The organism is Methylocystis sp. (assembly GCF_051062815.1).
GTDB lineage: Bacteria > Pseudomonadota > Alphaproteobacteria > Rhizobiales > Beijerinckiaceae > Methylocystis.
In genome coordinates this window covers 74,030-100,589 of record NZ_JBPFDU010000082.1, presented here as the reverse complement: position 1 = coordinate 100,589, position 26,560 = coordinate 74,030, and the positions used below count along the sequence as shown (strand labels likewise).

Sequence of the window (26,560 nt, the reverse complement as noted above, 5' to 3'; positions counted from 1 at the left end):
CCGACACTGACGCGCTTGGCCTGCGGCCCTTCGTTGCCGATGTCGTCGACGAATTTGACCTCATCGCCCGCCTTCAGTTTATCGAAGCTGGGACTGGCGACGCTGTCGCTATGAAAGTAACGCTCGTTGCCGTCCGGCCCGGCGATGAAACCGAATCCCTCCTTCTGCGAAATCCGGGTTACATGCCCGACGTGTTCCGGCGAATGCGCCTTGGTCTCGCGCCGCATCCGGCGCACATAATTCTCAAGCTGGCGCTTGGCGGCATCGAATGCGTCGCGCAGCGCCACGTACGGGTCTTCATGATGATCGCGGGTGACGACCAGCTCATTGCCCGGCACACCCATATCGATGCGGACATTGAATTGGTTGCCCTGCTGGCGATGACGGTGCGGCACCTCCACGACCACGCGACACGAAACAAGACGCCCGAAGAAGGCGTCCAGTTTTTGCACTTTTTCGCGAATGTAGGTTTCGAGAGCATGGGAATGGGGCATGTCGCGGACGGTGATTTGTAACGGGATTTGCATATGAGGCCTCCAGAAATAAACGAAGGAACAACACATGTGTGATCAAAAGTTTTCGACAAGGTTCGGCACTGAGGGACAAACAATGCATGCCTGTCCGGGATGTTTTACCTCCGCAAAACTTCTGGCGCATTTGCGCATCTGATAAAACACCCCCTGCAGGCCGCATAGACGATCCCAGCAGGCTTTTTACAAGAAAATCGCAAGGGGAAAAATGTCGCCCATTAGCAACAGTCTCAGCAAGTACATGGCCTGTTGTTAGTGTCGAGAAGTATTAAGAGCCTATTTCACTTGCTGCTGATTTCATGTTCACACGGCAGCAATGCCACTCACCGGAAAAGCCTGTAAGTATTCTTCCCGCTCTTCTTGGCGACATACATCGCCTCGTCGGCCTTCCTCAGCAAGGCTTCGTGGTCGGCGGCGTCATCGGGGTGGACGGCGATGCCAACGCTGCCGCCGATCCGGCAGTCCCGGCCTTTGAGGTTGAATTTTTCGGAGAGCGTATCGATGATTTTCTGCGCGACGGCGGCGGCGTTTTCGTGGCTGCCGATGTCGTTGAGGACGAAGGTGAATTCGTCCCCGCCCATGCGCGCCGCGACGTCCGAGTCTCGAATAACGGTCTTCAGCCGAGCGGCGACTTCCTTCAGCAGTTGGTCGCCGGCCTCGTGCCCGAGGGCGTCGTTGACCTGCTTGAATCCGTCGAGGTCGAGGAACAGGACGGCGGTTTTGTGCTGCCGGCGTTTCGCCAGCCGTATCGCCTGTTCGAGCTGATCGATGAACAGGCTACGGTTGGGCAGCCCGGTGAGGTAGTCATGGTGCGCCATGTGCTTGATCTTGCGCTCGACCAGCTTGCGCTCCGTGACGTCGCGCACGATGGCGACGAAAAAGCGTTGTTCCTTGATTTCCATTTCCGAGGCGGAGAGTTCCATGGGGAATTGCTCGCCGTTCTTGCGGGTGGCGACGACCTCCTGCCCGCGGATGCCGACCGAGCCGCGCTGGCCGGATTGAAGATAGCGCTGTATCTCTTCCCGGTATTGCTTTTGCGTGTCAGAAGACAACAATATTGACACGGGCTTGCCGATCATTTCGTCCTGCGCGTATCCGAAAATTTCCTCGGCGGCGGGGTTGAAGCCCTGGATCTCGCCGGACTCGCTGATGGTGAGGATGCCGTCCATCGCATGGTGAATGATGGCGTTCAACTGGTTCTGGCTGTTTTCCAGCTCGACCTTGATGCGCTTCAGGTTGGTGACGATCTGCCAGAACAGCTTGGCTTCCGGGCCGCTGGTGACTTTCTTGTTGCCGAAGGCGCGGCTGACTTCTTCGGCAATGGCGTCGTCGTGCGTCAGGTTGTAGACGATGAAGTCGGGATACTCCTGACAAAGCGGCACCGCCTGGCTAACGTGGGAATAGACCGGGATGCCCATGCGCTTCGCCAGCAGGATGCCGGGCGCGGCGTCGGAGGGGTCGACAATACCGAGCACTTCGACGTGCTCGTCCTCGATGAACATTTCCAGCAGCGCGGCGCCGCCTCTTCCCGCGCCGAGAATCAGAACCGGATAGCCATGAATTTTTCGTGCCGCCATGCTTTGTACCCTAGCGTAAGTGTGTCAAAGCGAATGCACATCAAGCGCCTGTTTCAGCAAGTTGCATCCATCGCGCCGCAAGACTGCGGGATGTAGACGAAGGCGCAGGCCGCGCGGTGCAGCCATTCTCCACAAGCAGACCGCAGCCGCAATGCGCCCGCACCTTGCGGCCCTCTGCAGCACAGGCGTCGAGCCTTGCTTCCATCTGCGCCCAGGCTCAACGCGGGGGATAAAACCCGCTGAAACAGGTTCTTAGAAGTATAGCGTATCGAAATGATCCCGACCTCGCTCTATAGCACGCGCACGCCGTTTACGACGCGAAAACTGCCTTGCCGTATTTACGACAACCGCCACGCTTAAACATTCACGTTAAAAATCATAAGGCTACAGATATTGCCTGCTGGCGCGCGGCTTGCAGGTGCGAGGCTGACAATTCCATTCGAGCGACCATCATGGCACCCAGCCGTATGCGTGCGAACGGCTGGCCGGATGCCGCGATTACGTGTCAGGAATTTTTACAAAGCAACGGCCTGGAAACCGTTATTAATTCCACAACCATATGTTTATATGGAATATATTTCCACATGGCATAGTCCTTGCACATCACCATTATCCAATGATGATCGTGATCACGAGCAAAACTGCTTCGATTCAACTTTCGCCATGGACTTGGGTTGGAGGACGCGCTGTGGAAATTTTATATTTAGCAGCCGGACTGCTTATCTATCTAATTTTGATGACATTAATTACAAAAATATTTGGACAAGACAATATCAATCCAGATCGAAGAAGTACGGATAGGCGGCAGAACACCGAAGATCGACGAAAACTCCAACGCCATGCCGGGGGCAGATCTCGGCGCGTGAAGGAGAGGCGTTCTTTTTATCACAACATGCCTGCATAAGACCGACTCGGCCGAAAGACCACTCGAGATACCTTGTTGACCCCAACCCAATAAAAACGGCCCGCGGAAGCGGGCCGTTTTTATTGGTTCATCCTCGATCGACGTTACAGCTTGAAGCGCCGCAATTCCTGCTCCAGCCGCTCGGCTTCCATTTTCAGCTGCCTGGCGGCATCGGCCGACATATTCACGGCCGCGGCATTTTCTTCCGCCATCTGGGCGATTCTTTCGACGTTGCGCGCGATTTCGTTGCTGGCGGAGCTCTGCTCGCGTGTCGCGAAAGCGATTTCGCTCACCGTCAGCGTCACATCCTGCGCGCCCTGGTTGATCCGCTCCATCGCCGCCCCCGCACGGTTGGCCAGTTCCACCCCGGTGTTCACCTGCACGCGGCCGCTTTCCATGCCGGCGACGGCCGCCGTGGTTTCGGCGCGGATCTTGTCCACCATTTCGCCGATCTGGATGGTGGCCTGGGTCGTCCGTTCCGCGAGTTTGCGTACTTCGTCGGCCACCACCGCGAAGCCGCGCCCGGTTTCGCCGGCGCGCGCCGCTTCGATAGCGGCATTCAGCGCCAACAGGTTGGTTTGGTCGGCGATCGATTTGATCTCGCCGAGCACCTCGGAAATCTGGGTCGAGCTGTCGCCGAGCGAGCCGACGGTGACCGCGGATTCCTGGACCGACTGAGCGATCTTGCGCATCTCGCTGACCGCGGCCTGGACGACTTCCAGGCCGTCCGCGGACAGGGTGCGCGCAGCTCCCGCGACTTCGTCGGCGTGGCGCGAATTGTCCGCGACCTGGGCAATGCTGACCGTCACCTCCTCCACCGCGGCCGCCATCGAGGCGGCGGCGTTGCTTTGCTCCTGCGAGCCCTTGGCGACTTGTTCGGACGCCACCGACAGGTCCGCCGCCGAGTGCGACATCTTCCGCACCGCCTGCGCGACGTTCTCGATGAGCTGGCCCAGTTGGTCCGCCATGCCGTTGAAGCTTTCGGCCACGTGCACGAGCTCATCCTGGACCTTCAGCTTGACGCGGCCGGTGAGGTCGCCCGCGGCAAAACGCGCGGTGATCGCGCGCAGGTCGCTGATGGCGCCGTGCATGGAAATATAGGTGCCGACGAACAAATAGGCGCCCACCGCCAGCAGCAGCAGGGTCAAGCCGACGATCAGCAGCCGGTGCCGATGCGCTTCTACTGCGCGCTGCTGCAGCAGGCTATCGAATTTAGCCGCCACCGCATCGTACAGTGTCAGGGATGCCGCGAGCGCCTTGGTGGTGGCGGCGAAATTTTCCGCCGGCGCCAGCGTGATCTGCTCCGCCAGGATCAATTCGCGATTGACCATGGCATCGACCTTGCGGATTTCCTGCAAGGTCTCGTCGCCGACCTGCTGCAACGCCTCCCGCAACGCCGGATTGGCATCGAAGCCGCGCTTCAGATTGCTCTCGGTCTCTCGCAGCAGGCTCTGCAGAGTGCCGGAGCGCATCGACAGTTTGACGCGCTCCTCGAGTTCGATGGTCTTGCGCGCGGCGACCAGCGTGCCCATGCCGCGGGTTTGGGCGAGCGTCTCTTCCAGCGGCAACAGGTTGGTCACCAGCAGCGTCTTGAGGTAATAGCTGTCTGCCGCCGGGTCGAGGGTCAGCCCCGATTTATCCGCCACAGTGACCATCAGCGCCATCAGGTCGTTGACCACCGCGGTATGGCCGCCGAAACTCGCGGCGGGCGTCATCCCTTTCCAGCCATCCAGTTGCTGCCATTTTTTCTGTAATTCGCCGAATTCGGCGTCGACATTGAAGCTCGCGCCATGCAGCTTCTGCTGCGCCGCGGCGGCGGCCAGCGCCTTGTTGATTTCGGCTTCACTCGCCTCCAGCTTCGGCGCGAACGACAGATCGCCGCCGAGATAGCCATTCGCCATGCCGCGATGCTGCTGCACATGCTCCACCACCTTGCGCAGCGAAACAATGTATTCCAGGCCGTCCCGCTCGGTTTCCGCCATCCGGATCTCATGATTGATGGTGGTCAGTATCTGCGTCAGCATAAAGCCGATGGGGATCGCAAACACCAGGCCGATCAGTATGAATTTGCCGGGATAATTGAAACGGCTGATCAACGCGGTGGCAGGTGCAAAGAAAGATTTCATAAAACCTCTAATCAACTATGATATTTATCGATCTGGCAAACTAAACATTTTCCGTCCAGTCTTTACTACTGAAATGAAATGCGCCGGCCGCATACTACTCGAGCAGCACAGGTCATACCCGTATTTTAAGCCAGCAGTCGAGAAATATGATCATACTGATTTGTATTTATCATTGACAAACATCAAGCGCGCTCAAATATTTTCCCAGTCCCGATGAACAATACCTTCATGCGCCCCCCTTTGCTGATCGGCAACGATGCCGAACTCAAGCGCCGGGAAATCCGCGCCTATTTCCATGCCACCTGCGACCGCTACGAGTCGCTGTTCGAAACGCTGGCCAGCGACGAAGCCTATTACCGCAAGCCGATCGCGCTGCGGCATCCGCTGATTTTCTACCTCGGGCATACCGCGACCTTCTTCATCAACAAGCTGCTGCTCGCCGGGTTGGTCACGCGGCGCATCCAGCCCGAGTTCGAGTCCATGTTCGCGATCGGCGTCGACGAAATGCGCTGGGACGATCTCGACGAGACAAATTACGCCTGGCCGAGCGTCGCGGCGGTGCGCACCTACCGGGCCGAGATGCGGCGCGTGGTCGATGCCGTCATCGCCAACACGCCGCTGACGTTGCCGATCGGCTGGGAACACCCCTGGTGGACTATCCTGATGGGCATCGAACACGAGCGCATCCATCTCGAGACTTCATCCGTGCTGATCCGCCAGCACGCGCTGCAGTACGTGCAGCCGCACCCGGCGTGGCAACCTTGCCGCACAAGCGGCGAGGCTCCCGGGAACGACCTGGTCGACATCCCGGCCGGTAGCGTCCGGCTCGGCAAAGGCTTGGACGACGCGACCTACGGCTGGGACAACGAATACGGCCGCCATGAAGCGGAAATCCCGCCGTTCCAGGCGAGCCGCTACCTGGTCAGCAACCGGGAATACCTGGAGTTCGTCGCCGCCGGCGGCTACGGCAACGACGACTGCTGGGAAGAAGAAGGCCGCGACTGGAAAAACTACACCCGCGCTGAGCATCCGACCTTCTGGCTGCGCGACGGCGACGCCTGGAAATTCCGCCTGATGACGGAAGAAGTCGCGATGCCGTGGGACTGGCCGGTGGAAGTGAACTATCACGAGGCCAAGGCGTTCTGTAATTGGAAGCAAGCCGCAACCGGCTTGCCGGTCAGGCTGCCCACCGAGGACGAGTGGTACCGCCTGTATGACATGACCGCCCTGGACGAAGTGCCGCACGCCAACCTGCACCTCGACCATTACGCCTCGTCCTGCCCGGTAACCGAATTTCGTCACGGCGATTTGTACGACGTGGTCGGCAATGTCTGGCAATGGACCGAGACGCCGATTTACCCGTTCGACGGCTTTGCCGTACACCCGCTCTACGACGATTTCACCACGCCGACGTTCGACGGCCGCCACAACCTGATGAAGGGCGGCGCGTGGATTTCCTGCGGCAACGAAGCGCTGAAAAGCGCGCGCTACGCTTTCCGCCGCCACTTCTTCCAGCATGCCGGGTTCCGCTACGTGGTTGCCGACACCGCAGTGCCGGCCAGCACGCCGGCTTCGCACTACGAAACCGACAAGCTGCTGTCGGAATACGCGGAATTCCATTACGGCGACACCTATTACGGTGTGCCAAACTTCTCCCGCGCCTTGAGCGAGATCGCCATTGCCGCGATGCGCGACCAACCCGCGCGAACCGCGCTGGACCTCGGTTGCGCCGCCGGACGTGCAACCTTCGAACTGGCACGGCATTTCGAGCACGTCACCGGCATCGATTTCTCCGCCCGCTTCATCGGGTTGGGGGTGCAGATGGTGCAGCAGGGCGTGCTGCGCTACACCCTGGCCGACGAAGGCGAACTGGTGTTCTACAAGGAGCGCTGTCTTGCCAACCTCGGCCTCGACGACGTGCGCGGCAAGGTCGAATTCTTCCAGGGCGACGCCTGCAACCTGAAGCCGCATTTTTCCGGCTACGACCTGATCCTGGCCGCCAACCTGATCGACCGCCTGTACAGCCCGCGCAAATTCCTCGCCACCGTGCACAAACGGCTCAACCCCGGCGGCATGTTGCTGATCGCCTCGCCCTACACCTGGCTGGAAGAGCACACCCCGCGCAAGGAATGGATCGGCGGCTTCAAAGAGGCGGGCGAGAACCTGAGCACGCTGGACGGGCTGAAAGCCATCCTGGGCGAGCATTTCCGGCTGGTGCAGGAGCCGCAGGAAGTGCCGTTCGTGATCCGCGAAACCCGGCGCAAATTCCAGCACACGCTGTCGGAAGTCACGCTCTGGGAAAAAATCCGTTGAGCTTCGATTTCGACCGCGAGATTTCGCGCGCCGGCACGGCATCGCTCAAATACGACGGCCGGGAGGCCTATTTTGGCACCGACGACGTGCTGCCCATGTGGGTGGCCGACATGGACTTCGCTGCGCCGGAGGCCGTCACCCGCGCGCTGCTGGAACGCGCCGCGCACCCGATCTACGGCTACACGCTGCAGCCCGACAGCCTGTACGACGCACTGATCGACTGGATGAAAAAACGCCACCACTGGCCAATCGAGCGCGAATGGATCGTGCTCACGCCCGGCGTGGTGCCTTCGCTCAATGCAGTGGTGATGGCGCTGACCGAGCCGAATGAAGGCGTGCTGGTGCAGCCGCCGGTGTATTTCCCGTTCTTTTCCGCGGCCACCAAGACCGGGCGGCGCCAGGTGCTGAATCCGCTGCAGCTGGACGATGGCCGCTACCGCATCGACTATGATCACCTCGAACAATGCGCCCGCGACGCCCGCCTGCTGCTGCTCTGCTCGCCGCACAACCCGGTCGGCCGCGTGTGGGAGCCGGACGAGCTGGCGCAGGTGCTGGAGATCGCCCGCCGTCATCGCCTCACCATCCTCTCGGACGAAATTCACGCCGACCTGATCTACCCCGAATACCGCCACCAAGCGCTGGCGACGCTGACCGACGACCCGGCCGACATCGTCACCGCGGTCGCCCCCAGCAAGACCTTCAACATCCCCGGCCTCGGCCTTTCCGCGCTGATCGTGCCGGACCCGGAACGCCGCGCCTCGATCCGCAAGGTGCTGGACATGGTCCACATGAGCGCCGCCAACCCGTTCAGCATTACCGCCTTCGAAGCCGCCTATCGCGAAGGCGAGCCCTGGCTGGAAAGCCTGCTGGTTTATCTGCAGCAAACCCGCGACGCAGCGGCAAGCTACATCGACCGCGAGTTGCCGCAAATCAGGCTGATCCAGCCCGAGGGCACCTACCTGCTATGGCTGGATTGCCGCGCACTGGGCATGAACGACGACGCATTGATACATTTCATGACTCATCAGGCCAAGTTGGGCCTGTCGCCCGGCATTGCCTTCGGCAAGAACGGCCAGGGGTTCATGCGGATGAATATCGGGGCGCCGCGGAAAGTGGTCATGGAGGCGCTGGAGCGCCTCAAAAAAGCGCTTCAGTAGCGGGGGTCAACCATGGTGCCGCAACCATGCCAACACCTCCTCCGCGCTCTGGTCCGGCGGGAAGACCGGATAAAACACCTGCTCGATCACGCCATCCTGAATGATCAAGGTCAGCCGCTTGTACAGCTCCATGCCGGCGACGGTGAAGGTCGGCAACCGCAACAGCACCTTGAGCCTTAATGTCGGGTCGCTCAGCAGTTGAAATGGCAAATGCAGCCGATCGCGCGCTTCCAGCTGGTAATCGGTCGGCTGGGCGCTTAACCCAAAGACTTCCGTGTTCAGGGTCTCCAATTCGCCATAGTGGTCCCGAAAACTGCATGACTGCGGCGTGCAGCCACGCGCGCCGGGAATGCCATCCCAGCCGTCCGGCAACGGCACGTCCGGGCGGCCCGTCATCGGATAAATGTAGATCACCCAGCGCCCACGCAGCCCGGCGAGGTTGACGCCGGCCCCATCCGTGCCAGGAAGATCGATATCCGGCAAACGCAAACCCGTGAGATGCGCTGCCGCGCCATCGTCAACGGGCACGGGCAAATCCCCGGGTAGCTGGAAGAGGCTAGTGCTCATGCGCCCCTGGCCGCACTGTCAAGCTGTGGATGTAGAGCATTTGTGCTGAATCATTTTGTGGAAAGCGTAGAACGACGCGTCGCACAGAACAGCCAACGCAAAATAGATGGTCAAACTGTACGCGCCAAGAATCTCGAGACCTAGCGCCAAGTAGAGAAAGACAAAGCCGAGGTCTACGCCCACCTCCAGCTTTTTCAAGCATGTCCATTTTTTTGGGTTGAGCGTGGTCACCTCCGCCAGCTCCCAAACCACGGCACTGAATTTGGTAATCAATAGCCAGAAGACTGGCTGGCTAAGCCACGACCAACCCTCCTTGAACAGAACACCCTCTTCCGCGAGAGCAAGGCGCATTGCAACGTAGAGACAAACAACAATAACCGAATCCGCGAGGAATTTCAGTGGCGTGTATGGTTGCTCTTTTTTAAGGACAATGGTGTAAGTCCAGTCCATCACGTAGTGAAAGATTAGGGCAAGGACAATCAGGCTGGTCGTCAGGTCAAAGAATCCCGGGGTCTTGAACAGCTTCTCCGCGGCGACATAGGACATATTGCCGAGGAACGCCGGATAGAACAGACTGCCAATCACCACCTGCAATTGAGTTGGTGCGCTCATTCGCTTCTCCTTCGTGGTATGTGCAGTGAAGCCTAGCGATAAAGCCAGGGGCGCGCTTTAGCGCGCCCCGCTCGATGGACGGATTGGGCCCGATGCTCATAGGTGGCTAAAGAATGCCGGTGCGCTTTGCCTGTCATGCAGTCCGTCAACATAGGTGATCGGGACTTTTGAAAGCTCCTCGTCGGTGACATCGGTGAGACACCCGAGATTGACGCCATACATTTTGCCGATGGGCGTTTCATTGCCGACGCCAAAGCAGCGCACGCCGCAGTGCTTGCAGAAGTAGTGATGGTTGTTCCTGGTGTTGAACAAATACTGCGTCAGCTCGGACTCGCCAGTAAGCAAACGGAAGTTTTCGGGCTTGGCTACCGCCGGCCAGAAGCGCGTGCGCCGGCAGATGGAGCAGTTGCACCGGAATGAGCTTTGCGTGAGGTCAAGGTCGGCCTCGAACGTGACAGCACCGCAATGACAACTGCCGTGATAGGTTTTCAGCATCCTCGGTTCTCCGCAATATCTGAGAGCGGGCTTTTTAAGTTACGCTAATGTGCAATTGGCATGCCGCGTCTCCCCGCAGCATGCAGGTAGGCTCGGTGATGGTGGCCTGCTCTCCGTAATGCCTGGCGATCCCCTTGATGATCCCCTTCGCCAGGGGACACATCTTCCGGGATGATATGTAGGTTACAACCACCTCGTGCGACCCGGACCAGCGGCACTTCAGCTCCGGCGGATTGGTATTCGTCCCCGCCTGGCGAAGCACCTCATGGATGGCCTCCTCCGTGTTGGCGATCACGTCGAGGGTCTTCCAGCCTGGTCTGATGAGCGTTGAGACCATGTTGATCAGATCCGGCACCATTAATTCGCCCAGGGCCTCCAGGATGACGGGAATGGAATCTCCCGTCCTGGCCGATACGGCGGAGAGGAGCGCCATCACCTCTTGGTCCGGGTAATCAACCACAGGCACATACACCCGGGGCGGAACTTCAGCCAACCGTACGATCTCCGGCCACGCTTGCTTCCCCAGTCCGGTCTCGACGAACTTCCGAATTTCCAAAGGGATGATACCGTTCATGGGGCCTCCGTTACCTTACGACGGTTCTTGTCGTTGCGGATCGTTGCACTAGAGAACCCCTGAACAAGTCCGAAGCCGTCATTCCGGCGAAAGCCGGAATCCAGTATTTCAAGCATCTGGACACCGGCTTTCGCCGGTGTGACGGACTTGTTCAGGGCTTCCTAGCCACCAGTCTTTCCGGCTGCACGAGCAGGCATGGGTCGAGCGAGGTCGTCATTCCGGGCTTGGCTAACGTTGATTCGGAAATACAATATCACGATTATGTTCGGGGCGGCGCCTTGCCAGGACTGGAAACCCTTGGCGCCATGATTTTCGCTCGTGATCGTTTTGAGGAAGCGTTGCTGTGGCGTAACGGATCGAATGCTGGATGCCTTGCGCATCGAGATAGTTAGGAGCTCGCGCGGTTTGGTCGCGAACAATTTGAAATGCAGAGAGAAGTGCCGCCAGTTTGGGTCGGGCGCATGAAAGCCGGATGAGCGAGTGAGGCTTTCTGCACCGCCACAACCCAAACTGGCGCTGCACGCACCGGAGGCTGGGCGCATGGCCCCCGGCGGGTTTTCCGATCAAGACGGACGGCGGATCGTGCCTCGCCAGGCGCCGGTTTCCTCGCCGCGCGATTCGAGAAAATCCTTGAAGCGTTCGAGATCGCCCTCGACGCGCTGGGACAGCAGACCGACCGTATCGCCGGCATTTTCCAGGATGCTTTCCGGGTCGTAATCCATTTGCACCATCACGCGCGTAGCGCCGTCATCCAGCTTGTGGAAACTCACCACACCGGCAGTCGGCGTACCCTCCACGCTACGCCAGGCGATGCGCTGGTCGGGAATCTGTTCGGTGATTTCGGCATCCCATTCCATCTCCTTGCCGCCGATTTCTGCGCACCAGTGCAGGTGCGAATCATCGAGCTGCGTGACCTCCGTGACTCCTTCCATGAAGGCGGGGAAATCTTCAAACTGGGTCCACTGGTTGTATACGGAACTGACGGGGGCGTTGATATCGATCGACTTTTGTACGGTAGACATGATGTTCTCCAATGCAAGGTTCGCGAAAATGAAGGCAACGATAGATCCAATAGCCACCGGACAATTCTAGGTCGCTCGATGTGCGTTTAACGTCGGATTTGTCTGATTTGCCTGTAGGTGCGCGGCGGAATTAACAATGGCTGCGGCATGGAAGAAACCCTCACGTTGGAGATTGCGCCTGACCGACCTGCCCGGGGCGTTATGCCCTGATTAGCAGGAATACCGACACGGTCTGCCTGTAAAATGCGGGCATGACCGACCAACTCACCCCGTTTTCCGCGCTGACGCCCGATTTCATCCTGGATGCGCTGGAAAGCGTAGACGTACGCGGGGATGGCCGCCTGCTGGCGCTCAACAGCTACGAAAACCGCGTTTACCAGATCGGCATCGAAGACCAGCCGCCGCTGATCGCGAAGTTCTATCGCCCGGCGCGCTGGAGCGATGCGGCGATCCTGGAAGAGCACACCTTCGTGCAAACGCTGGCCGAGGCGGAGATTCCTGTGGTGCCGGCCCTGTCGCTGGCCGGCAAGGGGACACTGCATGCCTACGACGGCTTCCGTTTCGCGCTGTTCGAGCGCCATGGCGGCCGCGCGCCGGAGCTGGGCGACCCGGACACGCTGGAATGGATGGGACGCTTCATCGGGCGCATTCATGCGATCGGCGCGCTGGCGGATTTCCGCGCACGGCCGGCGCTGGATATCGCCAGCTTCGGCGAGGAGCCGCGCGATTTCCTGCTGTCGCACGGGTTCATCCCGCCAGATATCGAAGCGGCCTACCGCAGCGTGGTGGAACAGGCGCTGGATGGCGTACGCCGCTGTTTCGACCGCGCCGGCGACGTGCGCCGGCTGCGTCTGCATGGCGACTGCCATCCGGGCAATGTGCTGTGGACGGAAGACGGCCCGCATTTCGTCGATTTCGACGACAGTCGCATGGGGCCGGCGATCCAGGATTTATGGATGCTGCTGTCGGGCGAACGGCGCGAGATGACGCGGCAACTCGCCGACCTGCTGGCCGGTTACGAGGATTTTTACGATTTCGACCCGCGCGAACTGCACCTGGTCGAGGCGCTGCGCACCCTGCGCCTGATCCATTACGCCGGCTGGCTCGCCCGTCGCTGGGACGACCCGGCTTTCCCCAAGGCTTTCCCGTGGTTCAACACCCAGCATTACTGGCAGAACCGCATCCTGGAACTGCGCGAGCAGATTGCATTGATGGACGAGCCGCCGCTGTGGCAGGGATGATGCGGGCCTCGGTATACTATTGCCAATGAATCCGTATAAAGTCGACCGAGCCAACGTCACCCGCCTGGAAGACCTGCCCAACATCGGCCAGGCGATGGCCGCCGATTTGCGCCTGATCGGCATCCAAACACCGGAGCAGCTGGTCGGCCGCGATGCGCTGGACCTGTACGACGCGCTATGCATGGAAACCGGCATGCGGCACGACCCGTGCGTGATTGACGTCTTCATGTCGGTTACCAGTTTCATGAACGGCGGGCCGGCGCTGCCGTGGTGGTCGTTCACCGCGGAACGCAAGCGCCTGTTCCAACCCTGATTCCAACCCCTGCTCCAGGAGACCCCGTGGACATCCGCATCGCCGCCACCGAGGCCGAGATCAAGGCCTGTTATCCCGCCATCCACGAATTGCGGCCGCACCTTGCCGAAGACGACTTCGTCGCGCAGGTGCAGCGCCAGATGCAACGCCACGGCTATGTGCTGGTCTATATGGCGGTGCAGGATCGCGTTGTCGCGGCGGCCGGTTATCGCGTCGCGGAACTCCTCGCCTGGGGCAAGACGTTCTACCTGGACGACCTGGTCACCCTGGGTTCGGCGCGCCAGCACGGCTACGGCGGCAAGCTGCTCGACTGGCTGATCGAAAAGGCGCGGGAGCTCGGCTGCCAGCAGTTCCATCTCGATTCCGGCGTGCAGCGGCACGATGCGCACCGCCTTTACCTGAACAGGAAACTGCAAATCACTTCGCATCATTTTGCCAAGGTATTGTCATGAGCGATTGCAAGCACATTGTGTTGATGGCGTCGTATAACGCCTGGATGAACGACAAGGTGTATGAGGCCGCCGGCCGCTTGAACCATGCAGAAATCACCCGCAACCGCGGGGCGTTTTTCGGTTCCATCCTCGGCACGCTCAATCATATCGCCGTGGCCGACACCATCTGGCTGCGCCGGTTTGCCGCGCATCCGTCTGGATTCGCAGCGCTTACCGGCGTCCGCGATGTGCCAGCGCCGCCATCGCTGGATACGCCGCTGTTCGCGGAACTGGCCGGACTCGCCGCCTACCGGAAAACGCTGGACGGCATTATCCAGGCATGGGCGTCAGAACTCGCGGAAGACGACCTGTCGCGCATCCTGTCCTATACCAGCATGAAAGGCATTGCGGCGCAAAAACGCCTGGCCGGCGTCATCATGCATTTTTTCAATCACCAGACCCATCACCGCGGCCAGGTCACGACATTGCTGCTGCAGGCCGGCGAGGATGTCGGCGTGACCGACCTGATCGCGCTGATCCCGGACGAAGTCCTTATCTGAATTTGGAGCGAACCATGCCTACCCTATTGATCACCGGTGCCAATCGCGGCCTCGGACTCGAATTCGTCAAACAATATGCGGCAGCCGGCTGGCGTGTGCTGGCCTGCTGCCGTATGCCGGCCACCGCCGAAAACTTGCAGGCGCTGAGCGATGCCTCGCAGGGCCGGGTGACGCTGCACGCGCTGGACGTGGCGGACTTGTCCGACATCGACGCGCTGGCGCAGCAACTGCACGGCACGCCCATCGACCTCCTCATCAATAACGCGGGCATCTACCCGGATCGGCACAGCGGCTTCGGCCAGACCGATTACGACGCCTGGGTGCTGGCTTTCCTCGTCAACACCATGGCACCGATGAAAATGGCGGAAGCGTTCGTTGGCAACCTCGACCTCGGCCAGGGCAAAACCATCGCCACCGTCAGCAGCAAGATGGGCAGCCTGGACGACAACACCAGCGGCGACGCCTACCTGTACCGCTCCAGCAAGGCGGCGGTGAATATGGTGGTCAAAAGCCTGTCGCTCGATCTGGCGCCGCGCGGCATCCGTGCGGTGGTACTGCATCCGGGCTGGGTGCAGACCGACATGGGCGGGCCAAATGCGCTGATCTCGGGCGAGACAAGTATCGCCGGCATGCGCAAGGTGCTCGACCGGCTGACCGCCGAGGATTCCGGCCGCTTCATCGGCTTCGACGGAACCGAAATACCCTGGTGACCGATGGCCACTGAACCCGACGATCCATGCAGGACATGCGGCGCCTGCAACAATGTGCGGGCAGGAATAGAGTCTTGAAAATTGCTGCGTCGGGAGTCTGCGGCGTTGCGCCCGACGGTAGCGCAGGCGGGGACGCCTGCGCTACGGGGATGCGCCTCCATCCGCGCCCAACCCAGCGCTGGGATGAAGCTTACTGAAACAGGTGCTTGGCTTGCGCAAGGCTGGTTTCTGGTCCAGAATCCTCCGCGCCCTCGGGAACCTTTATCCTCGTATGTTTCTCAATACCATTACACATGAGGCCGGGACAGGAAGCGCTCATGGTCTGTGGCAAACCCTTCATCAACACGGAGATTATCTGCATGAAACATCCGCACAATAAATACAACTTATCTGCCGCACTGCTGCTCACGCTGGGCCTTGGCACCGCATCCTGCACGCAGGCCGGCAACAAGGGCGTCGCCTATATTTCCAACCAGGATGGCGGCGTCACCGTGATCGACCTCGCCACCATGGAAACCAAGGGCGCCATCGATATCGGCGCCAAGGGGCCGCGCGGCATCGGCGTGACGGCGGACGGCAAGTGGCTGGTGACGGCCAACCGCGACGACGGCAATATCTCCGTGATCGACACCGCCACCGGCAAGGTGGCGAAGCACATTCCCATCGGCAAGAATCCTGAATTCGTGCGCGTGCTGGGCGACAAGGTCTACATCTCCTACGAACCGAGCTCCAAGGGCGGACCGCCGCCGAAGCCGGGTGCCGCTCCGGTAGAGGACGACGACGATGACGAGCCCGAGGTTCCGGCCAAGATTTCCGTGGTCGACCTCAAGCAGGGCAAGGTCGTGCAGGAGATCGTCGGCGGACCGGAAACCGAAGGCATCGAGTTTTCCAAGGACGGCAAGAAGCTGGTGATCACCAACGAGGCGGACAACACCATCACCGTGCACGACATCCAGTCGGGCAAGCTGCTGAAGACGATCCACACCTCCAAATACGGCGACCGTCCGCGCGGCATCAAGGTTTCGCCGGACGGCACGTTCTATGTTTCCACGCTGGAATACGGCAACAAATTCCTCGTGCTGGACAAGGATTTCAATCCGGTGAGAACCGTGAATACCGGCAAAACGCCGTACGGTATTTCGTTCGATCCTGAAGGCAAGCACATCTACGTTGCCGCTTCCAAGGAGAAAACCCTGGAAGTCTATGACGCGAAGTCCTTCAAGAAGGTCAAGAGCGTGACCACCGGCGAGCGGTGCTGGCACTTCACCTTCACGCCCGACAACGCCAACGTGCTGCTCGCCTGCGGCCGCTCGGATGAAGTCCTGGTGATCGACCGGAAAAAGCTGGAAGTCACCAAGCGCATCGGCGACAAGGAAATGCCCTGGGGCATCGTCACCTATCCGAAGTCTGTCGGCTCGCTGGATAAGCCCTGATCGTCAACCCCGGCCTGTTACAAGGCCGGACGTGTAGCGCAGGCGCCTCGCCTGCATTTCCTCCCAAAGCACATGGGCTGATGCAGGCGAGAACGCCTGCGCTACATCCTATTGCCGGAAGCTTCACTCCAAGCTAATTTCTCCATCAAACCCGACCTCCAGGTTGACCTGGCCCATGGTCAGTGTCATTTTCACCGGTATTTTCTCGTTGCCCGTGAGTTGCCCGCTGGATAATGCCTTCGCGACCGCCTGCTCGATTTCATGCTGGGAACGCACGCCCACCATCTTGAGATACTTGCGGATGCTCATGTTGAAATTGTCGTCTATCATTGCGATTCCTTTCCCCCGTCGCCGCGCAACGGAATCCGGACGTTATAACCGCCGCATCGTTCAGCTCAAAAGCGGCATCGCGTACTGCAAATTCTGCACACTGCTCCAAACGACCAGGGTCGACACCATCAGGAACCCCATCGCCACCGTGCCGGCAATCAGGACCGCGCCGAACACCAGGATGGCATGTCCTCTTTCCTTCATCCTGAACACGACCGGAATGCCGTAATAGATCAGTCCTGCCGCCGCCATCAGCGCGAGCGTGACGACCGCGAGGTTGACCAGCACGCTGGGCACGAGCAGAAAGATCGGCGCCAGCCATAACGGAGTAGGCGCCACCGCGGCGAGGATGAAAGCCTCGCGAAAGGACGGATGGACTTCGCCCAGTTCGCCCAACTGCCGGATCAGGACGCCCATGATCGGCACCGCCGCCATCTCGACCAGGAAGAAAATCACCGCAATCAGCAGCAGCTTCGAGGACGCCATCATCGGGAAAAACTGGCCGCCGTATTTGCCTCCGGCAAGGTAGAGCATCAAGGGCGGGATCAGGGAAAAAGGAATGACATGCAACAGGTACAGCTGGGGGATCGATGGTTTGGTGTGGACCAGACGGCTCCAGCCGTGCGCGGGCGCAGCAAACAGCCAGAACAGATTAAGCGGATTCATGGTAACCCTCCTCTCCTCAAGGCTTGACACTCGAGAGTAGTCTACTATTTAAGTAGGGTTTGTACAGGGGTTTTTGTGGCGCTTGCACCCGAATAAATATCATACTAGTATGGTCAAGTATTACGAATTTTGCAGTAAGCACGAAGGGGTGTGACACTCATACTGGCAAGGGTCATTTGCCATAGAAAGTGAGGCACGACATGGTCGATGTCTGCGGTTCGACATCATCGGTGCATTACTCCATCACTGCCAGGCCAAATTGTTCCTTGTCCCCGGCCGGTACCCTGTGTGCCTTTTTCATCATCACCTTCGTCACTCTGACCATCGCCTCCGGTTTTACCCTGCTCGGCGCCTGGCCGGTTCTTCCCTTTGCCGGCATCGAACTCCTCATCCTCTGGCTCTGCTTCCGCCATATCTGGCGTCATGTCCATGACTACGAACGCCTGACCATAGACGACCACAAGGTCATCGTCGAAAAGCACGATCCCAAATGCGACAGCCATATAGAACTGAATGGTTATTGGGCGCAGGTGGTCATGGAATACATGCCGGATGGCGAATGCCGGCGGCTGGCCTTGCGTTCGCACGGCAAGGAAATCGAGTTCGGACGACTACTCAACAGCGAAGAACGACTCAATCTCGGGCGACAACTGCAATCGCGCCTGGGCCACTCCCAGACATGAAAGGATAACGACATGCTCTGCAAAATCCGATCAGCTCTACAAACAATAACGATCAGCCTTTTCGCCACCTCGGCATATGCAGAATTCAATCTCAATCTCCAGCCCCCGGTAACCCCCCTCGCCACGGAAATTTACGATTTGCACACCCTGATACTGCTGGTGTGCCTGGTAATTTTCATTGTGGTATTCGGCGCCATGTTCTATGCGCTGTACAAGCACCGTAAATCGGTCGGACACCAGGCAGCGCAGTTCCATCACAACACTCGGCTGGAAATCGTCTGGACCATCATTCCGTTCTTCATCCTGGTGGGCATGGCCTACCCCACCACCAAAACCGTGCTGCGCATGAAAACCGTCGAAAACACCGACATGAGCATCAAGGTCACCGGCCGGCAGTGGCTGTGGGAATACGAATACATGGACCAGGGCGTGAAATACGTCAGCAATCTGGCCACTCCGCGCGACCAGATCGACAACAAGGCGGCAAAGACCACGCACTACCTGCTGGAAGTCGACCATCCAATGGTCGTGCCCACCGGCAAGAAAGTCCGGCTGCTGCTGACGGCCTCCGACGTGATCCACTCCTGGTGGATCCCGGCATTCGGCGTCAAGCAGGACGCGATTCCCGGCTTCATCCATGAGGCCTGGTTCCAGGTGGACAAACCCGGCACCTATCGCGGCCAGTGCGCCGAGCTGTGCGGCATCGGCCACGGTTTCATGCCGATCGTGGTCGAGGCGATGCCGCAGGAGCAATACGACGCATGGCTCCAGCAGCAGAAAACCAAGCTTGTCGCCGAGGCGGCAGCCGCCACCAAGGACTATGCGCTGGATGATCTGAAAAAGCATGGCGAGGGCGTCTTCAAGGCCCGCTGCGCCGCATGCCACCAGGCCAACGGACAGGGCATTGCGGGCGTATTCCCGCCCTTGGTCGAAGGCGCGACGCTCACCAACCAGGATACCGTCAAACGCCTGGCCGGGCTCGGCTTCGCAAAAGACGGCAAAGTCGTGATGGGGCCGAAGGACAAGCATCTGGACATCGTGATGCACGGCATTCCGGGATCGGCCATGCTAGGACTGGGCGAGCAGATGTCGGACCTGGATGTCGCCGCCGTGATCACCTACGAACGCAACAGTTGGGGCAACAAGGCGGGGGACATGGTGCAGCCCGCGGAAGTCGCCGCCGTGCGCAAAACAAAAGGATAAGGAGAAGACTGATGGCTACGACGACTACGCATGCGCATTACGAGGCACATCCGAGCGGCATGATGCGCTGGCTGACGACCACCAACCACAAGGATATCGGCACCTTGTACCTGTGGTTCAGCTTCATCATGTTCCTGTTTGCCGGTGCGCTGGCGATGCTGATCCGCACCGAGCTTTTCCAGCCCGGGCTGCAATTCTTCCAGCCCAACCTGTTCAACCAGTTCACCACCATGCACGGCCTGATCATGATCTTCGGCGCGATCATGCCGGCCTTCGTCGGCTTCGCCAACTGGCAGATCCCGCTGATGATAGGGGCGCCGGACATGGCCTTCCCGCGCCTCAACAACATTTCATTCTGGCTGCTCTTCGCCTCGCTCGTGCTCGCCGTCATTTCGATGTTCGTCGAAGGCGCGCCGGGCATGAAGGGCTTTGGCGGCGGCTGGACCTTCTATCCGCCGCTGTCGTCGAACACCGGCTCGCCCGGCCCGGCGATGGATTTCGTGATCCTGGCGCTGCATCTTGCCGGCGCGTCGTCGATCCTTGGCGCGATCAACTTCATCACGACGATCTTCAACATGCGGGCGCCCGGCATGACGCTGCACAAGATGCCGCTGTTCGTGTGGTCGATCCTCGTGACCGCCTTCCTGCTGCTGCTCGTGCTGCCGGTGCTCGCGGGCTGCGTGACGATGCTGCTCACCGACCGCAACTTCGGCACGATGTTCTATGATCCGGCGGGCGGCGGCGATCCGCTGCTGTTCCAGCACCTGCTGTGGTTCTTCGGCCATCCGGAAGTCTACATCGTCATTCTTCCCGGCTTCGGCATCATCAGCCAGATCGTGTCGACCTTCTCGAAAAAGCCGGTGTTCGGCTATCTCGGCATGGCCTACGCCATGGTCTCCATCGGCGTGCTCGGCAGCATCGTGTGGGCGCACCACATGTATACGGTCGGCCTGTCGCTCAATGCACAGCGCTACTTCACGCTGGCGACCATGGTGATCGCGGTGCCGACCGGCATCAAGATCTTCTCCTGGATCGCGACGATGTGGGGCGGGTCGATCTCGTTCCGCGCGCCGATGGTCTGGGCGATCGGCTTCATCTTCGTGTTCACGATGGGCGGCATCACCGGCGTCGTGCTCGCCAACGCCAGCGCCGACAAGCAGTTCCACGAGGGCTACTATGTCGTCGCCCACTTCCACTACACGCTGTCGCTCGGCGCGGTCTTCGCGCTCTATGCGGGGTTCTATTACTGGTTCCCCAAAATGACCGGCTACATGTATTCGGAGACTCTGGCCAAGGCGAACTTCTGGCTGCTGTTTATCGGCGTCAACATCGTCTTCTTCCCGCAGCACTTCCTCGGACTGGGCGGGATGCCGCGCCGCTACATCGACTATCCGGACGCTTACGCGCTGTGGAATTTGGTGTCGTCCTCCGGCATGATCTTCGTCACGCTCTCGCTGGTCGTCTGGTTCTACGCGATCATTGAGGCCTTCATGAAGAAGCGGCTGGCCGGCGCCAATCCCTGGGGCGTGGGCGCAACGACGCTGGAATGGACTCTGTCGTCGCCGCCGCCCTTCCACCAGTTCCAGGTTCTGCCGCGGATCACCGGGGCGAGCCGGTAACAAACCAAGCGTCGGCGCGAAGAACGCGCGCCGACGATGCAAGCTGGCGCCGGCGAGCAATGACGCGACTCTTCTGCGCCCGCCTCAGCGGCCAAGGTTCTGAGTGAAACGCCATGAGCGACGCATCTTATCTGCACGACGAACAGGCTCCGCGCATCTCCGTCGCGTCGCCATCCGACTATTTCGCGCTGCTCAAGCCGCGCGTGATGTCGCTCGTGGTGTTCACCGCGCTCGCCGGTCTGTTGCTCGCGCCGACTCCGCCGCATCCGCTGATCGGCTTTGCTTCGCTCCTGGCGATCGCCGTCGGCGCCGGCGCGTCCGGCGCGCTCAACATGTGGTACGACGCCGACGTTGACGCGCTGATGACGCGCACGCGCAAACGCCCGATCCCGGCCGGACGTCTCGATCCCGAGGCGGCGCTCGGCTTTGGTCTCGTGCTGGCGACGCTGTCGGTCTTTACGCTCGGCTATGTCGCGAACTGGTTTGCCGCCGCGCTGCTCGCCTTCACCATCTTCTTCTATGTCGTGATCTATACGATGTTGCTGAAGCGCTGGACGCCGATGAACATCGTCATCGGCGGCGCCGCCGGCGCGCTTCCGCCGATGGTCGGCTATGCCGCCGCGACGGGCGAAATCAGTCTTGCGAGCGTCGTGCTCTTTGCGATCATCTTCATGTGGACGCCGCCGCATTTCTGGTCGCTCGCGTTGCTGAGAAGCGAGGATTACGCCCGCGCCGGCGTGCCGATGCTGCCCAATGTCGCCGGCGAAGACCGCACGCGTCTCGAAATCCTGATCTATGCGCTGGCGCTCGCGCCGCTTGGCGTCGCGCCATGGCTGTTGGGCTTCGCATCGCTCGCCTATGGTCTCGTCTCGATCGGCTGCGGGATCGCGCTCGTCGGCGGCGCTGCGGCGGTGTTCAAGCAGCGTGAAGGCGATACGGCCCGTCGGGCCGCCCGCCGGATGTTTTTGTTCTCCATCCTCTATCTGTTTCTGCTGTTCCTGGTCCTCGTCGTCGAGCAGACGGCGCATATCTTTGCGCTGATCTAGGCGGCCAAGCGGATGGTGAAAGAAATGACCGATGCAGGAGACAAGATGAAAGCGCGCGCGAGCTTATTCGACCGGCCAGGGGTCGTGCTGACCGACGAGCAGGCGCGCAGCCGTCGCGCGCGCAACATCGCGATCGGCGTGACGATCGCGCTCCTCGCCGTGCTGTTCTACGCCGTCACGCTGGTGAAGTTTGGCGCCGCCATCGTCAATCGGACGATCTGACCATGAACGCGCCGGCGCCTCGTTCACGCAAACGCCCGCGGATGATCGCGGCGGCGCTGGTCGTGGGCACGGCGGCGATGCTCGGCCTATCTTTCGCTTCGGTTCCGCTTTACCGGGCCTTTTGCGCCGCGACCGGCTTTGGCGGCACGCCGAGGACCGATGTCGCCGGCGCGCCGTCCCCCGGCGAGCGCGTGCTCACCGTGCGCTTCGACGCCAATGTCGCCCGTGATCTGCCGTGGCGCTTCGAGCCTGAGGTCGCCAAGATCTCCTTGCGCACCGGCGAGACGAAAACCGTCTATTACAAGGTCGCCAATCTCTCTGATCGCGAGACCAGCGGCCAGGCGGCCTACAATGTCACGCCCGGTCAGGCCGGGGCCTTCTTCGTCAAGGTCGCCTGCTTCTGCTTCGAGGAGAAGCGGCTCGGCCCCCATGAGGCCGAGGAATGGCCGGTGGTTTTCTATCTCGATCCCGCGCTTGAGCGCGAAGAAGGCATGCGCGGCGTTCGTGAGATCACGCTTTCCTACACGTTCTTCGCCATCAAGGATTCCACTGCGGCGAAGACGAGCGAGACGGCGACCGCAAAGCCGAAGGGTTGACCGCGCGGCAAACTAGGGGACTGGCCGGTACCGCCGGCCGATGACAAGGAAGAGCAAGATGGCGGACGGACACGCGAAACCCGAACACGACTATCATCTGGTCGATCCGAGTCCGTGGCCGATCGTGGGCGCGCTCGCCGCGCTCATCACGGCGATCGGCGCGGTCATGTGGATGGCGCAGCACAAGGGCGCGCCGATCGGCGGCATGACCTTCGGCGGCGCCATGTTCTTTGTCGGCATGGGCGGCATTCTGCTGGTCATGTACGCGTGGTGGAGCGACATCATCCACGAAGCGAGCGTCGGCGGATTCCACTCGCCGGTCGTGCGGCTGCATCATCGCTACGGCATGATCCTATTCATCTTCTCGGAGGTGATGTTCTTCGTCGCCTGGTTCTGGGCATTCTTCAATTCGGCGCTCTTCCCCGCCGATGCGGCGCAGGTCCTGCGCACCGAATTGTTCCAGGGCGTTTGGCCGCCCAAGGGCATGGAAGTGCTGAGCCCTTGGAAACTGCCGCTCCTCAACACGCTCATTCTGCTCAGCTCAGGCGCGACTCTGACCTGGGCCCATCACGGCCTTCTGGAAAACAAGCGCGACGTGTTGAAGAAGGGCTTGATCGCGACGATCGCGCTCGGCCTGCTGTTCACGACGATCCAGGCCTATGAATATCTCCACGCGCCCTTCGCCTTCGCCTTCGACCCGGCGAAGCCGGCGGCGACGAATTACGGCTCGACCTTTTTTATGGCGACCGGCTTCCATGGCTTCCACGTGATCGTCGGCACGATCTTCCTGATCGTGTGCCTGCTGCGCGTCTTCAGGGGCGCCTTCACGCCGGACCAGCATTTGGGCTTCGAATTCGCCGCCTGGTACTGGCACTTCGTCGACGTCGTCTGGCTGTTTCTGTTCGCCTGCATTTACGTGTGGGGGAACTGGGGCGGGACAATGGAATAGGCGCGCCGGCGCCAGTTTGACCATTGGACGGTCACGGGCGCGCCCGTGACCGTTTTCGTTGGAGGACCAACATGTCACAAGAGCACGTCTATCCGCCCGTATCGCTCTATGTCGACGGAATCCTCGGCAGATGTCCGCGCTGCGGCAAGGGCCACATGATCCGCGGCCTGCTGACCGTCGCGCCGACCTGCGAGGTTTGCGGGCTCGATTTCTCCTTCGCCGACGCGGGCGACGGTCCGGCGATCATGGTCATGACCGTCGTCGGCTTCGTCGCGATCGCGGTGCTGTGGTACGTCGAGGTGAACTATCAGCCGTCCTATTGGGTGCACGCCGCCATCCTCGTGCCGCTATCAGCCATTCTCTGCGTGGGGCTGCTGCGGCCGATGAAGGGCCTGCTGATCGCCCTGCAATATTTCAACAAGGCTGAAGAAAGCCGCCATCAGTCGTGAGTTCCGCCGTCCGCGCGCTTCTGGGGCCGGCGGTTGCGACGACGCTGCTCTTTGCGCTGCTGGTCAGTCTGGGGTTTTGGCAGGTGCGGCGGCTCGGCGAGAAAGAGGCGCTGATCGCGCGCGTCGAGCAGCGCTCCACGCAGGCGCCGCAGCCAATTCCACCGCCTGAGCGATGGGCGACGCTTCGCACTGAGGATTACGACTTCATGCATGTGCGGGCGACGGGTCGTTTTGTCGGCGGCCGCGACGCGCTCGTCTTCGCCGCGCCGCCGGAGGGTGCGAGCCGCGAGCCGGGCTATTGGCTGCTCACGCCTTTCGCGCTGACGGGCGGCGGCGTCGTGCTTGTCGACCGCGGATTTCTTCCGGCGTCAAAAGCCGACGACGCCGACGTGCGCGCCGCCCCCTCCGGCGAAGTGACGCTCGTCGGATTGCTGCGCGCGCCGGAGCGCCGCAACCCGTTCACGCCCGCCGATCAGCCCGAAAAGAACGTCTTCTACGCGCGCGATCCCGCGGCGATCGCCGGCGCCCTGGGTGTAGCCGACGCCGCGCCTTTCGCGCTCGTCCTCGACGCGGTTCCCGCAGCGGGGCCGGATTGGCCGCGCCCGGTGGGAGGCGTTCCAACGATCGTCAATAATCATTTCTCCTACGCCGTGACGTGGTTCGGCCTGTCGCTCGCGCTTCTCGTCGTTTTTGGGATTTACGCACGCGGCGTTCTTGCGCATGAGCGCATCTAGCGACCTCGGGCTTGCAGCGCTGTCGAATATGCTATGAAAAGCGCACTGACACGCGCGCGCGGCGCGCTCTTCCATCCATGGATTGACGGTTGCGCTATCTCTCAACCCGCGGCGAGGCCGCGCAGCTCGGCTTCGACGACGTTCTGCTCGCCGGTCTTGCGACTGACGGCGGGCTCTACGCGCCGCTCGCCTATCCGCGTCTCGCGCCTTCCGAGATCGCCGCGCTCGCGGGCCGGCCATATGCCGAAGCGACGGCCAAAGTAATCGCGCCTTATCTCAGCGAGACGTTTGCGCGTGAGATTTTGCGGGCGCAGACAGAGAGCGCCTATAGCGGGTTTCGTCACCGCGCGATCGCGCCGCTGACGCAGATCGCCGACAATCTCTTCGTTCTCGAACTTTTTCACGGGCCGACGCTCGCCTTCAAGGATCTGGCGATGCAGCTCCTTGGGCGCATGATGAATCATGTGCTCGAAGAGCGAAATCTGCGCGCCACCATCGTTGGCGCGACGTCCGGCGATACGGGCGCCGCGGCGATCGAGGCGTTCAAGGGTCTGGACCGCGTCGACGTCTTCATCCTGTTTCCGCACGGCCGGGTTTCCGACGTGCAGCGCAAGCAAATGACCACGGTCGCTGACGACAATGTTCATACGATCGCGCTGCAGGGCTCGTTTGACGATGCGCAGGCGATTTTGAAACGGCTGTTTCGCGCCGCCGACTTTCGTGCGCGCGTCGGACTCGCCGGCGTCAATTCCATCAACTGGGCGCGCGTCGTCGCGCAGACAGTCTATTATTTCACGAGCGCCGTCGCCCTCGGCGCGCCGCATCGGCATATTTCCTTCGCCGTGCCGACGGGCAATTTCGGCGACGTGCTGGCCGGCTATGTCGCCAAGCGGATGGGTCTGCCGATCGACAGACTGGTCGTCGCGACCAACGCCAACGACATTCTAGCGCGCGCGCTTGCGAGCGGCCGTTACGAGCCGCGGGGCGTCACGCCGACTCAGTCGCCGTCGATGGACATTCAGGTTTCATCCAATTTCGAGCGCCTATTGTTTGATGCGACGGGGCGCGATCCGGCGGTGATCCGCGCCGCTTTCGCCTCGCTCGATCAATCCGGCGCCTTCGATATTCCGCCTGCGGCGCTCGCCGCCATTCGCGCCGAATTCGATGCGCAGTCCGTCGGCGAGACCGAGACGACGGAGGAGATTCGCCGCACCTGGCGCGAGACCGGCTATGTGCTCGATCCGCATACCGCGACCGGCGTCACTGCGGCGCGTGCGCGGCTTGCGAAAGATCCCGCGACGCCCGTCATCGCGCTTTCGACGGCGCATCCGGCAAAGTTTCCGGACGCTATTGAGCGCGCCATCGGACTGCGTCCGCAGCCGCCTGAAAATATTGCGGCGCGACTTGACGCGCCGGAACGATTCACGATTCTTGAAAATGATGGCGCGCGAGTCGCCGAATTTATCTCGTCGCACGCGCGGGCGGCGAAGAGCTGATA

Annotated in this window: 28 protein-coding genes; 18 read left to right on the top strand and 10 right to left on the bottom strand. The window is 60.9% G+C overall.

What is annotated here, in order from left to right; translation table 11 throughout:
- From ACR65W_RS17955 to ACR65W_RS17945, 3 genes are all read right to left on the bottom strand, one after another.
- The coding region (locus ACR65W_RS17955; protein WP_434502979.1) for an HPF/RaiA family ribosome-associated protein at positions 1 to 527 on the bottom strand (527 nt) is incomplete at its 3' end.
- A 326-nt stretch (positions 528 to 853) separates the two neighbouring features.
- On the bottom strand, positions 854 to 2,107 hold the full coding sequence (locus tag ACR65W_RS17950; RefSeq protein ID WP_434502977.1) for a diguanylate cyclase domain-containing protein: 1,254 nt from the start codon (positions 2,105 to 2,107) through the stop codon (positions 854 to 856).
- Between the two features lie 1,008 nt (positions 2,108 to 3,115).
- Positions 3,116 to 5,137 carry a methyl-accepting chemotaxis protein gene (locus tag ACR65W_RS17945; protein ID WP_434502975.1) on the bottom strand — a complete coding sequence of 674 codons (2,022 nt, stop codon included), beginning with the start codon at positions 5,135 to 5,137 and terminating at the stop codon, positions 3,116 to 3,118.
- Positions 5,138 to 5,350: 213 nt separating this feature from the next.
- Here ACR65W_RS17945 and ovoA point away from each other — a divergent pair, with 213 nt between their 5' ends.
- Both ovoA and ACR65W_RS17935 read left to right on the top strand, forming a co-directional pair.
- A complete protein-coding gene (gene ovoA / locus ACR65W_RS17940; protein WP_434502973.1) occupies positions 5,351 to 7,450 on the top strand; it encodes a 5-histidylcysteine sulfoxide synthase in 2,100 nt (699 codons plus the stop codon).
- Entirely contained in the window at positions 7,447 to 8,607 is a 1,161-nt protein-coding gene (locus tag ACR65W_RS17935; RefSeq protein ID WP_434502971.1) for a MalY/PatB family protein, read from the top strand. Before ovoA ends, ACR65W_RS17935 begins: the two co-directional genes overlap by 4 nt.
- Positions 8,608 to 8,613: 6 nt before the next feature.
- Here the strand turns inward: ACR65W_RS17935 and ACR65W_RS17930 are convergent, their stop codons facing one another.
- The 5 genes from ACR65W_RS17930 to ACR65W_RS17910 form a co-directional block, all read right to left on the bottom strand.
- Entirely contained in the window at positions 8,614 to 9,135 is a 522-nt protein-coding gene (locus ACR65W_RS17930) for a peroxiredoxin (RefSeq protein ID WP_434502969.1), read from the bottom strand.
- Between the two features lie 57 nt (positions 9,136 to 9,192).
- Positions 9,193 to 9,786: a hypothetical protein gene (locus ACR65W_RS17925; protein ID WP_434502967.1), complete on the bottom strand. Its 594-nt coding sequence runs from the start codon at positions 9,784 to 9,786 to the stop codon at positions 9,193 to 9,195.
- 96 nt (positions 9,787 to 9,882) lie between these two features.
- Positions 9,883 to 10,281, bottom strand: a complete 399-nt coding sequence (locus ACR65W_RS17920) for a GFA family protein (RefSeq protein ID WP_434502965.1) — start codon at positions 10,279 to 10,281, stop codon at positions 9,883 to 9,885.
- Between the two features lie 34 nt (positions 10,282 to 10,315).
- Complete coding sequence (locus ACR65W_RS17915; protein WP_434502963.1) at positions 10,316 to 10,855, bottom strand: heme NO-binding domain-containing protein; 540 nt, start codon at positions 10,853 to 10,855, stop codon at positions 10,316 to 10,318.
- A gap of 563 nt (positions 10,856 to 11,418) precedes the next feature.
- On the bottom strand, positions 11,419 to 11,877 hold the full coding sequence (locus ACR65W_RS17910; RefSeq protein ID WP_434502961.1) for an SRPBCC family protein: 459 nt from the start codon (positions 11,875 to 11,877) through the stop codon (positions 11,419 to 11,421).
- 251 nt (positions 11,878 to 12,128) lie between these two features.
- Here ACR65W_RS17910 and ACR65W_RS17905 point away from each other — a divergent pair, with 251 nt between their 5' ends.
- The 6 genes from ACR65W_RS17905 (at position 12,129) to ACR65W_RS17880 (ending at position 16,565) form a co-directional block, all read left to right on the top strand.
- Entirely contained in the window at positions 12,129 to 13,118 is a 990-nt protein-coding gene (locus ACR65W_RS17905; RefSeq protein ID WP_434502959.1) for a serine/threonine protein kinase, read from the top strand.
- Between the two features lie 25 nt (positions 13,119 to 13,143).
- On the top strand, positions 13,144 to 13,431 hold the full coding sequence (locus ACR65W_RS17900) for a helix-hairpin-helix domain-containing protein (RefSeq protein ID WP_434502957.1): 288 nt from the start codon (positions 13,144 to 13,146) through the stop codon (positions 13,429 to 13,431).
- Between the two features lie 26 nt (positions 13,432 to 13,457).
- The gene (locus ACR65W_RS17895; RefSeq protein ID WP_434502955.1) at positions 13,458 to 13,883 is read left to right on the top strand and encodes a GNAT family N-acetyltransferase; all 426 of its coding nucleotides are present in this window, start codon (positions 13,458 to 13,460) and stop codon (positions 13,881 to 13,883) included.
- Positions 13,880 to 14,422 (top strand): DinB family protein, encoded by a 543-nt coding sequence (locus ACR65W_RS17890; protein WP_434502953.1) that lies wholly within the window; start codon positions 13,880 to 13,882, stop codon positions 14,420 to 14,422. The genes ACR65W_RS17895 and ACR65W_RS17890 overlap by 4 nt, the downstream gene beginning before the upstream one ends.
- A gap of 14 nt (positions 14,423 to 14,436) precedes the next feature.
- Positions 14,437 to 15,132: an SDR family oxidoreductase gene (locus ACR65W_RS17885; RefSeq protein WP_434502951.1), complete on the top strand. Its 696-nt coding sequence runs from the start codon at positions 14,437 to 14,439 to the stop codon at positions 15,130 to 15,132.
- Between the two features lie 359 nt (positions 15,133 to 15,491).
- The gene (locus tag ACR65W_RS17880; protein ID WP_434502949.1) at positions 15,492 to 16,565 is read left to right on the top strand and encodes a cytochrome D1 domain-containing protein; all 1,074 of its coding nucleotides are present in this window, start codon (positions 15,492 to 15,494) and stop codon (positions 16,563 to 16,565) included.
- Positions 16,566 to 16,688: 123 nt separating this feature from the next.
- On the opposite strand, the gene ACR65W_RS17875 is transcribed toward ACR65W_RS17880, so the two are convergent.
- The gene (locus ACR65W_RS17875) at positions 16,689 to 16,895 is read right to left on the bottom strand and encodes a DUF6494 family protein (protein WP_434502947.1); all 207 of its coding nucleotides are present in this window, start codon (positions 16,893 to 16,895) and stop codon (positions 16,689 to 16,691) included.
- A 60-nt stretch (positions 16,896 to 16,955) separates the two neighbouring features.
- Positions 16,956 to 17,561 (bottom strand): Yip1 family protein, encoded by a 606-nt coding sequence (locus ACR65W_RS17870; RefSeq protein WP_434502945.1) that lies wholly within the window; start codon positions 17,559 to 17,561, stop codon positions 16,956 to 16,958.
- Between the two features lie 200 nt (positions 17,562 to 17,761).
- On the opposite strand from ACR65W_RS17870, the gene ACR65W_RS17865 reads away from it, so the two are divergent.
- The 10 genes from ACR65W_RS17865 to thrC all read left to right on the top strand — a co-directional run bounded on the left by ACR65W_RS17865 (position 17,762) and on the right by thrC (position 26,558).
- Complete coding sequence (locus ACR65W_RS17865; RefSeq protein WP_434502943.1) at positions 17,762 to 18,244, top strand: DUF2244 domain-containing protein; 483 nt, start codon at positions 17,762 to 17,764, stop codon at positions 18,242 to 18,244.
- A 12-nt stretch (positions 18,245 to 18,256) separates the two neighbouring features.
- On the top strand, positions 18,257 to 19,447 hold the full coding sequence (gene coxB / locus ACR65W_RS17860) for a cytochrome c oxidase subunit II (RefSeq protein ID WP_434502941.1): 1,191 nt from the start codon (positions 18,257 to 18,259) through the stop codon (positions 19,445 to 19,447).
- 11 nt (positions 19,448 to 19,458) lie between these two features.
- Positions 19,459 to 21,066 (top strand): cytochrome c oxidase subunit I, encoded by a 1,608-nt coding sequence (ctaD, locus tag ACR65W_RS17855; RefSeq protein ID WP_434502983.1) that lies wholly within the window; start codon positions 19,459 to 19,461, stop codon positions 21,064 to 21,066.
- Between the two features lie 113 nt (positions 21,067 to 21,179).
- Complete coding sequence (locus tag ACR65W_RS17850; protein ID WP_434500655.1) at positions 21,180 to 22,112, top strand: heme o synthase; 933 nt, start codon at positions 21,180 to 21,182, stop codon at positions 22,110 to 22,112.
- A gap of 24 nt (positions 22,113 to 22,136) precedes the next feature.
- A complete protein-coding gene (locus ACR65W_RS17845) occupies positions 22,137 to 22,334 on the top strand; it encodes a CoxF (RefSeq protein ID WP_434496048.1) in 198 nt (65 codons plus the stop codon).
- Positions 22,335 to 22,336: 2 nt separating this feature from the next.
- On the top strand, positions 22,337 to 22,930 hold the full coding sequence (locus ACR65W_RS17840; protein WP_175093564.1) for a cytochrome c oxidase assembly protein: 594 nt from the start codon (positions 22,337 to 22,339) through the stop codon (positions 22,928 to 22,930).
- 58 nt (positions 22,931 to 22,988) lie between these two features.
- Positions 22,989 to 23,879: a cytochrome c oxidase subunit 3 gene (locus tag ACR65W_RS17835; protein WP_434502939.1), complete on the top strand. Its 891-nt coding sequence runs from the start codon at positions 22,989 to 22,991 to the stop codon at positions 23,877 to 23,879.
- Between the two features lie 71 nt (positions 23,880 to 23,950).
- On the top strand, positions 23,951 to 24,328 hold the full coding sequence (locus tag ACR65W_RS17830; RefSeq protein WP_434496046.1) for a DUF983 domain-containing protein: 378 nt from the start codon (positions 23,951 to 23,953) through the stop codon (positions 24,326 to 24,328).
- Positions 24,325 to 25,062, top strand: a complete 738-nt coding sequence (locus ACR65W_RS17825; protein ID WP_434498888.1) for an SURF1 family protein — start codon at positions 24,325 to 24,327, stop codon at positions 25,060 to 25,062. The genes ACR65W_RS17830 and ACR65W_RS17825 overlap by 4 nt, the downstream gene beginning before the upstream one ends.
- An 89-nt stretch (positions 25,063 to 25,151) precedes the next feature.
- Positions 25,152 to 26,558 (top strand): threonine synthase, encoded by a 1,407-nt coding sequence (gene thrC, locus ACR65W_RS17820; protein ID WP_434498887.1) that lies wholly within the window; start codon positions 25,152 to 25,154, stop codon positions 26,556 to 26,558.
- Positions 26,559 to 26,560 lie beyond the last annotated feature (2 nt).

Coding starts and splice junctions, on each gene's coding strand:
- ACR65W_RS17950 (WP_434502977.1), bottom strand. CDS start 2,107: ATGGCGGCACGAAAAATTCATGGCTATCCGGTTCTGATTCTCGGCGCG.
- ACR65W_RS17945 (WP_434502975.1), bottom strand. CDS start 5,137: ATGAAATCTTTCTTTGCACCTGCCACCGCGTTGATCAGCCGTTTCAAT.
- ovoA (WP_434502973.1), top strand. CDS start 5,351: ATGAACAATACCTTCATGCGCCCCCCTTTGCTGATCGGCAACGATGCC.
- ACR65W_RS17925 (WP_434502967.1), bottom strand. CDS start 9,786: ATGAGCGCACCAACTCAATTGCAGGTGGTGATTGGCAGTCTGTTCTAT.
- ACR65W_RS17920 (WP_434502965.1), bottom strand. CDS start 10,281: ATGCTGAAAACCTATCACGGCAGTTGTCATTGCGGTGCTGTCACGTTC.
- ACR65W_RS17915 (WP_434502963.1), bottom strand. CDS start 10,855: ATGAACGGTATCATCCCTTTGGAAATTCGGAAGTTCGTCGAGACCGGA.
- ACR65W_RS17910 (WP_434502961.1), bottom strand. CDS start 11,877: ATGTCTACCGTACAAAAGTCGATCGATATCAACGCCCCCGTCAGTTCC.
- ACR65W_RS17905 (WP_434502959.1), top strand. CDS start 12,129: ATGACCGACCAACTCACCCCGTTTTCCGCGCTGACGCCCGATTTCATC.
- ACR65W_RS17900 (WP_434502957.1), top strand. CDS start 13,144: ATGAATCCGTATAAAGTCGACCGAGCCAACGTCACCCGCCTGGAAGAC.
- ACR65W_RS17890 (WP_434502953.1), top strand. CDS start 13,880: ATGAGCGATTGCAAGCACATTGTGTTGATGGCGTCGTATAACGCCTGG.
- ACR65W_RS17885 (WP_434502951.1), top strand. CDS start 14,437: ATGCCTACCCTATTGATCACCGGTGCCAATCGCGGCCTCGGACTCGAA.
- ACR65W_RS17880 (WP_434502949.1), top strand. CDS start 15,492: ATGAAACATCCGCACAATAAATACAACTTATCTGCCGCACTGCTGCTC.
- ACR65W_RS17875 (WP_434502947.1), bottom strand. CDS start 16,895: ATGATAGACGACAATTTCAACATGAGCATCCGCAAGTATCTCAAGATG.
- ACR65W_RS17870 (WP_434502945.1), bottom strand. CDS start 17,561: ATGAATCCGCTTAATCTGTTCTGGCTGTTTGCTGCGCCCGCGCACGGC.
- ACR65W_RS17865 (WP_434502943.1), top strand. CDS start 17,762: ATGGTCGATGTCTGCGGTTCGACATCATCGGTGCATTACTCCATCACT.
- coxB (WP_434502941.1), top strand. CDS start 18,257: ATGCTCTGCAAAATCCGATCAGCTCTACAAACAATAACGATCAGCCTT.
- ctaD (WP_434502983.1), top strand. CDS start 19,459: ATGGCTACGACGACTACGCATGCGCATTACGAGGCACATCCGAGCGGC.
- ACR65W_RS17850 (WP_434500655.1), top strand. CDS start 21,180: ATGAGCGACGCATCTTATCTGCACGACGAACAGGCTCCGCGCATCTCC.
- ACR65W_RS17845 (WP_434496048.1), top strand. CDS start 22,137: ATGACCGATGCAGGAGACAAGATGAAAGCGCGCGCGAGCTTATTCGAC.
- ACR65W_RS17840 (WP_175093564.1), top strand. CDS start 22,337: ATGAACGCGCCGGCGCCTCGTTCACGCAAACGCCCGCGGATGATCGCG.
- ACR65W_RS17835 (WP_434502939.1), top strand. CDS start 22,989: ATGGCGGACGGACACGCGAAACCCGAACACGACTATCATCTGGTCGAT.
- ACR65W_RS17830 (WP_434496046.1), top strand. CDS start 23,951: ATGTCACAAGAGCACGTCTATCCGCCCGTATCGCTCTATGTCGACGGA.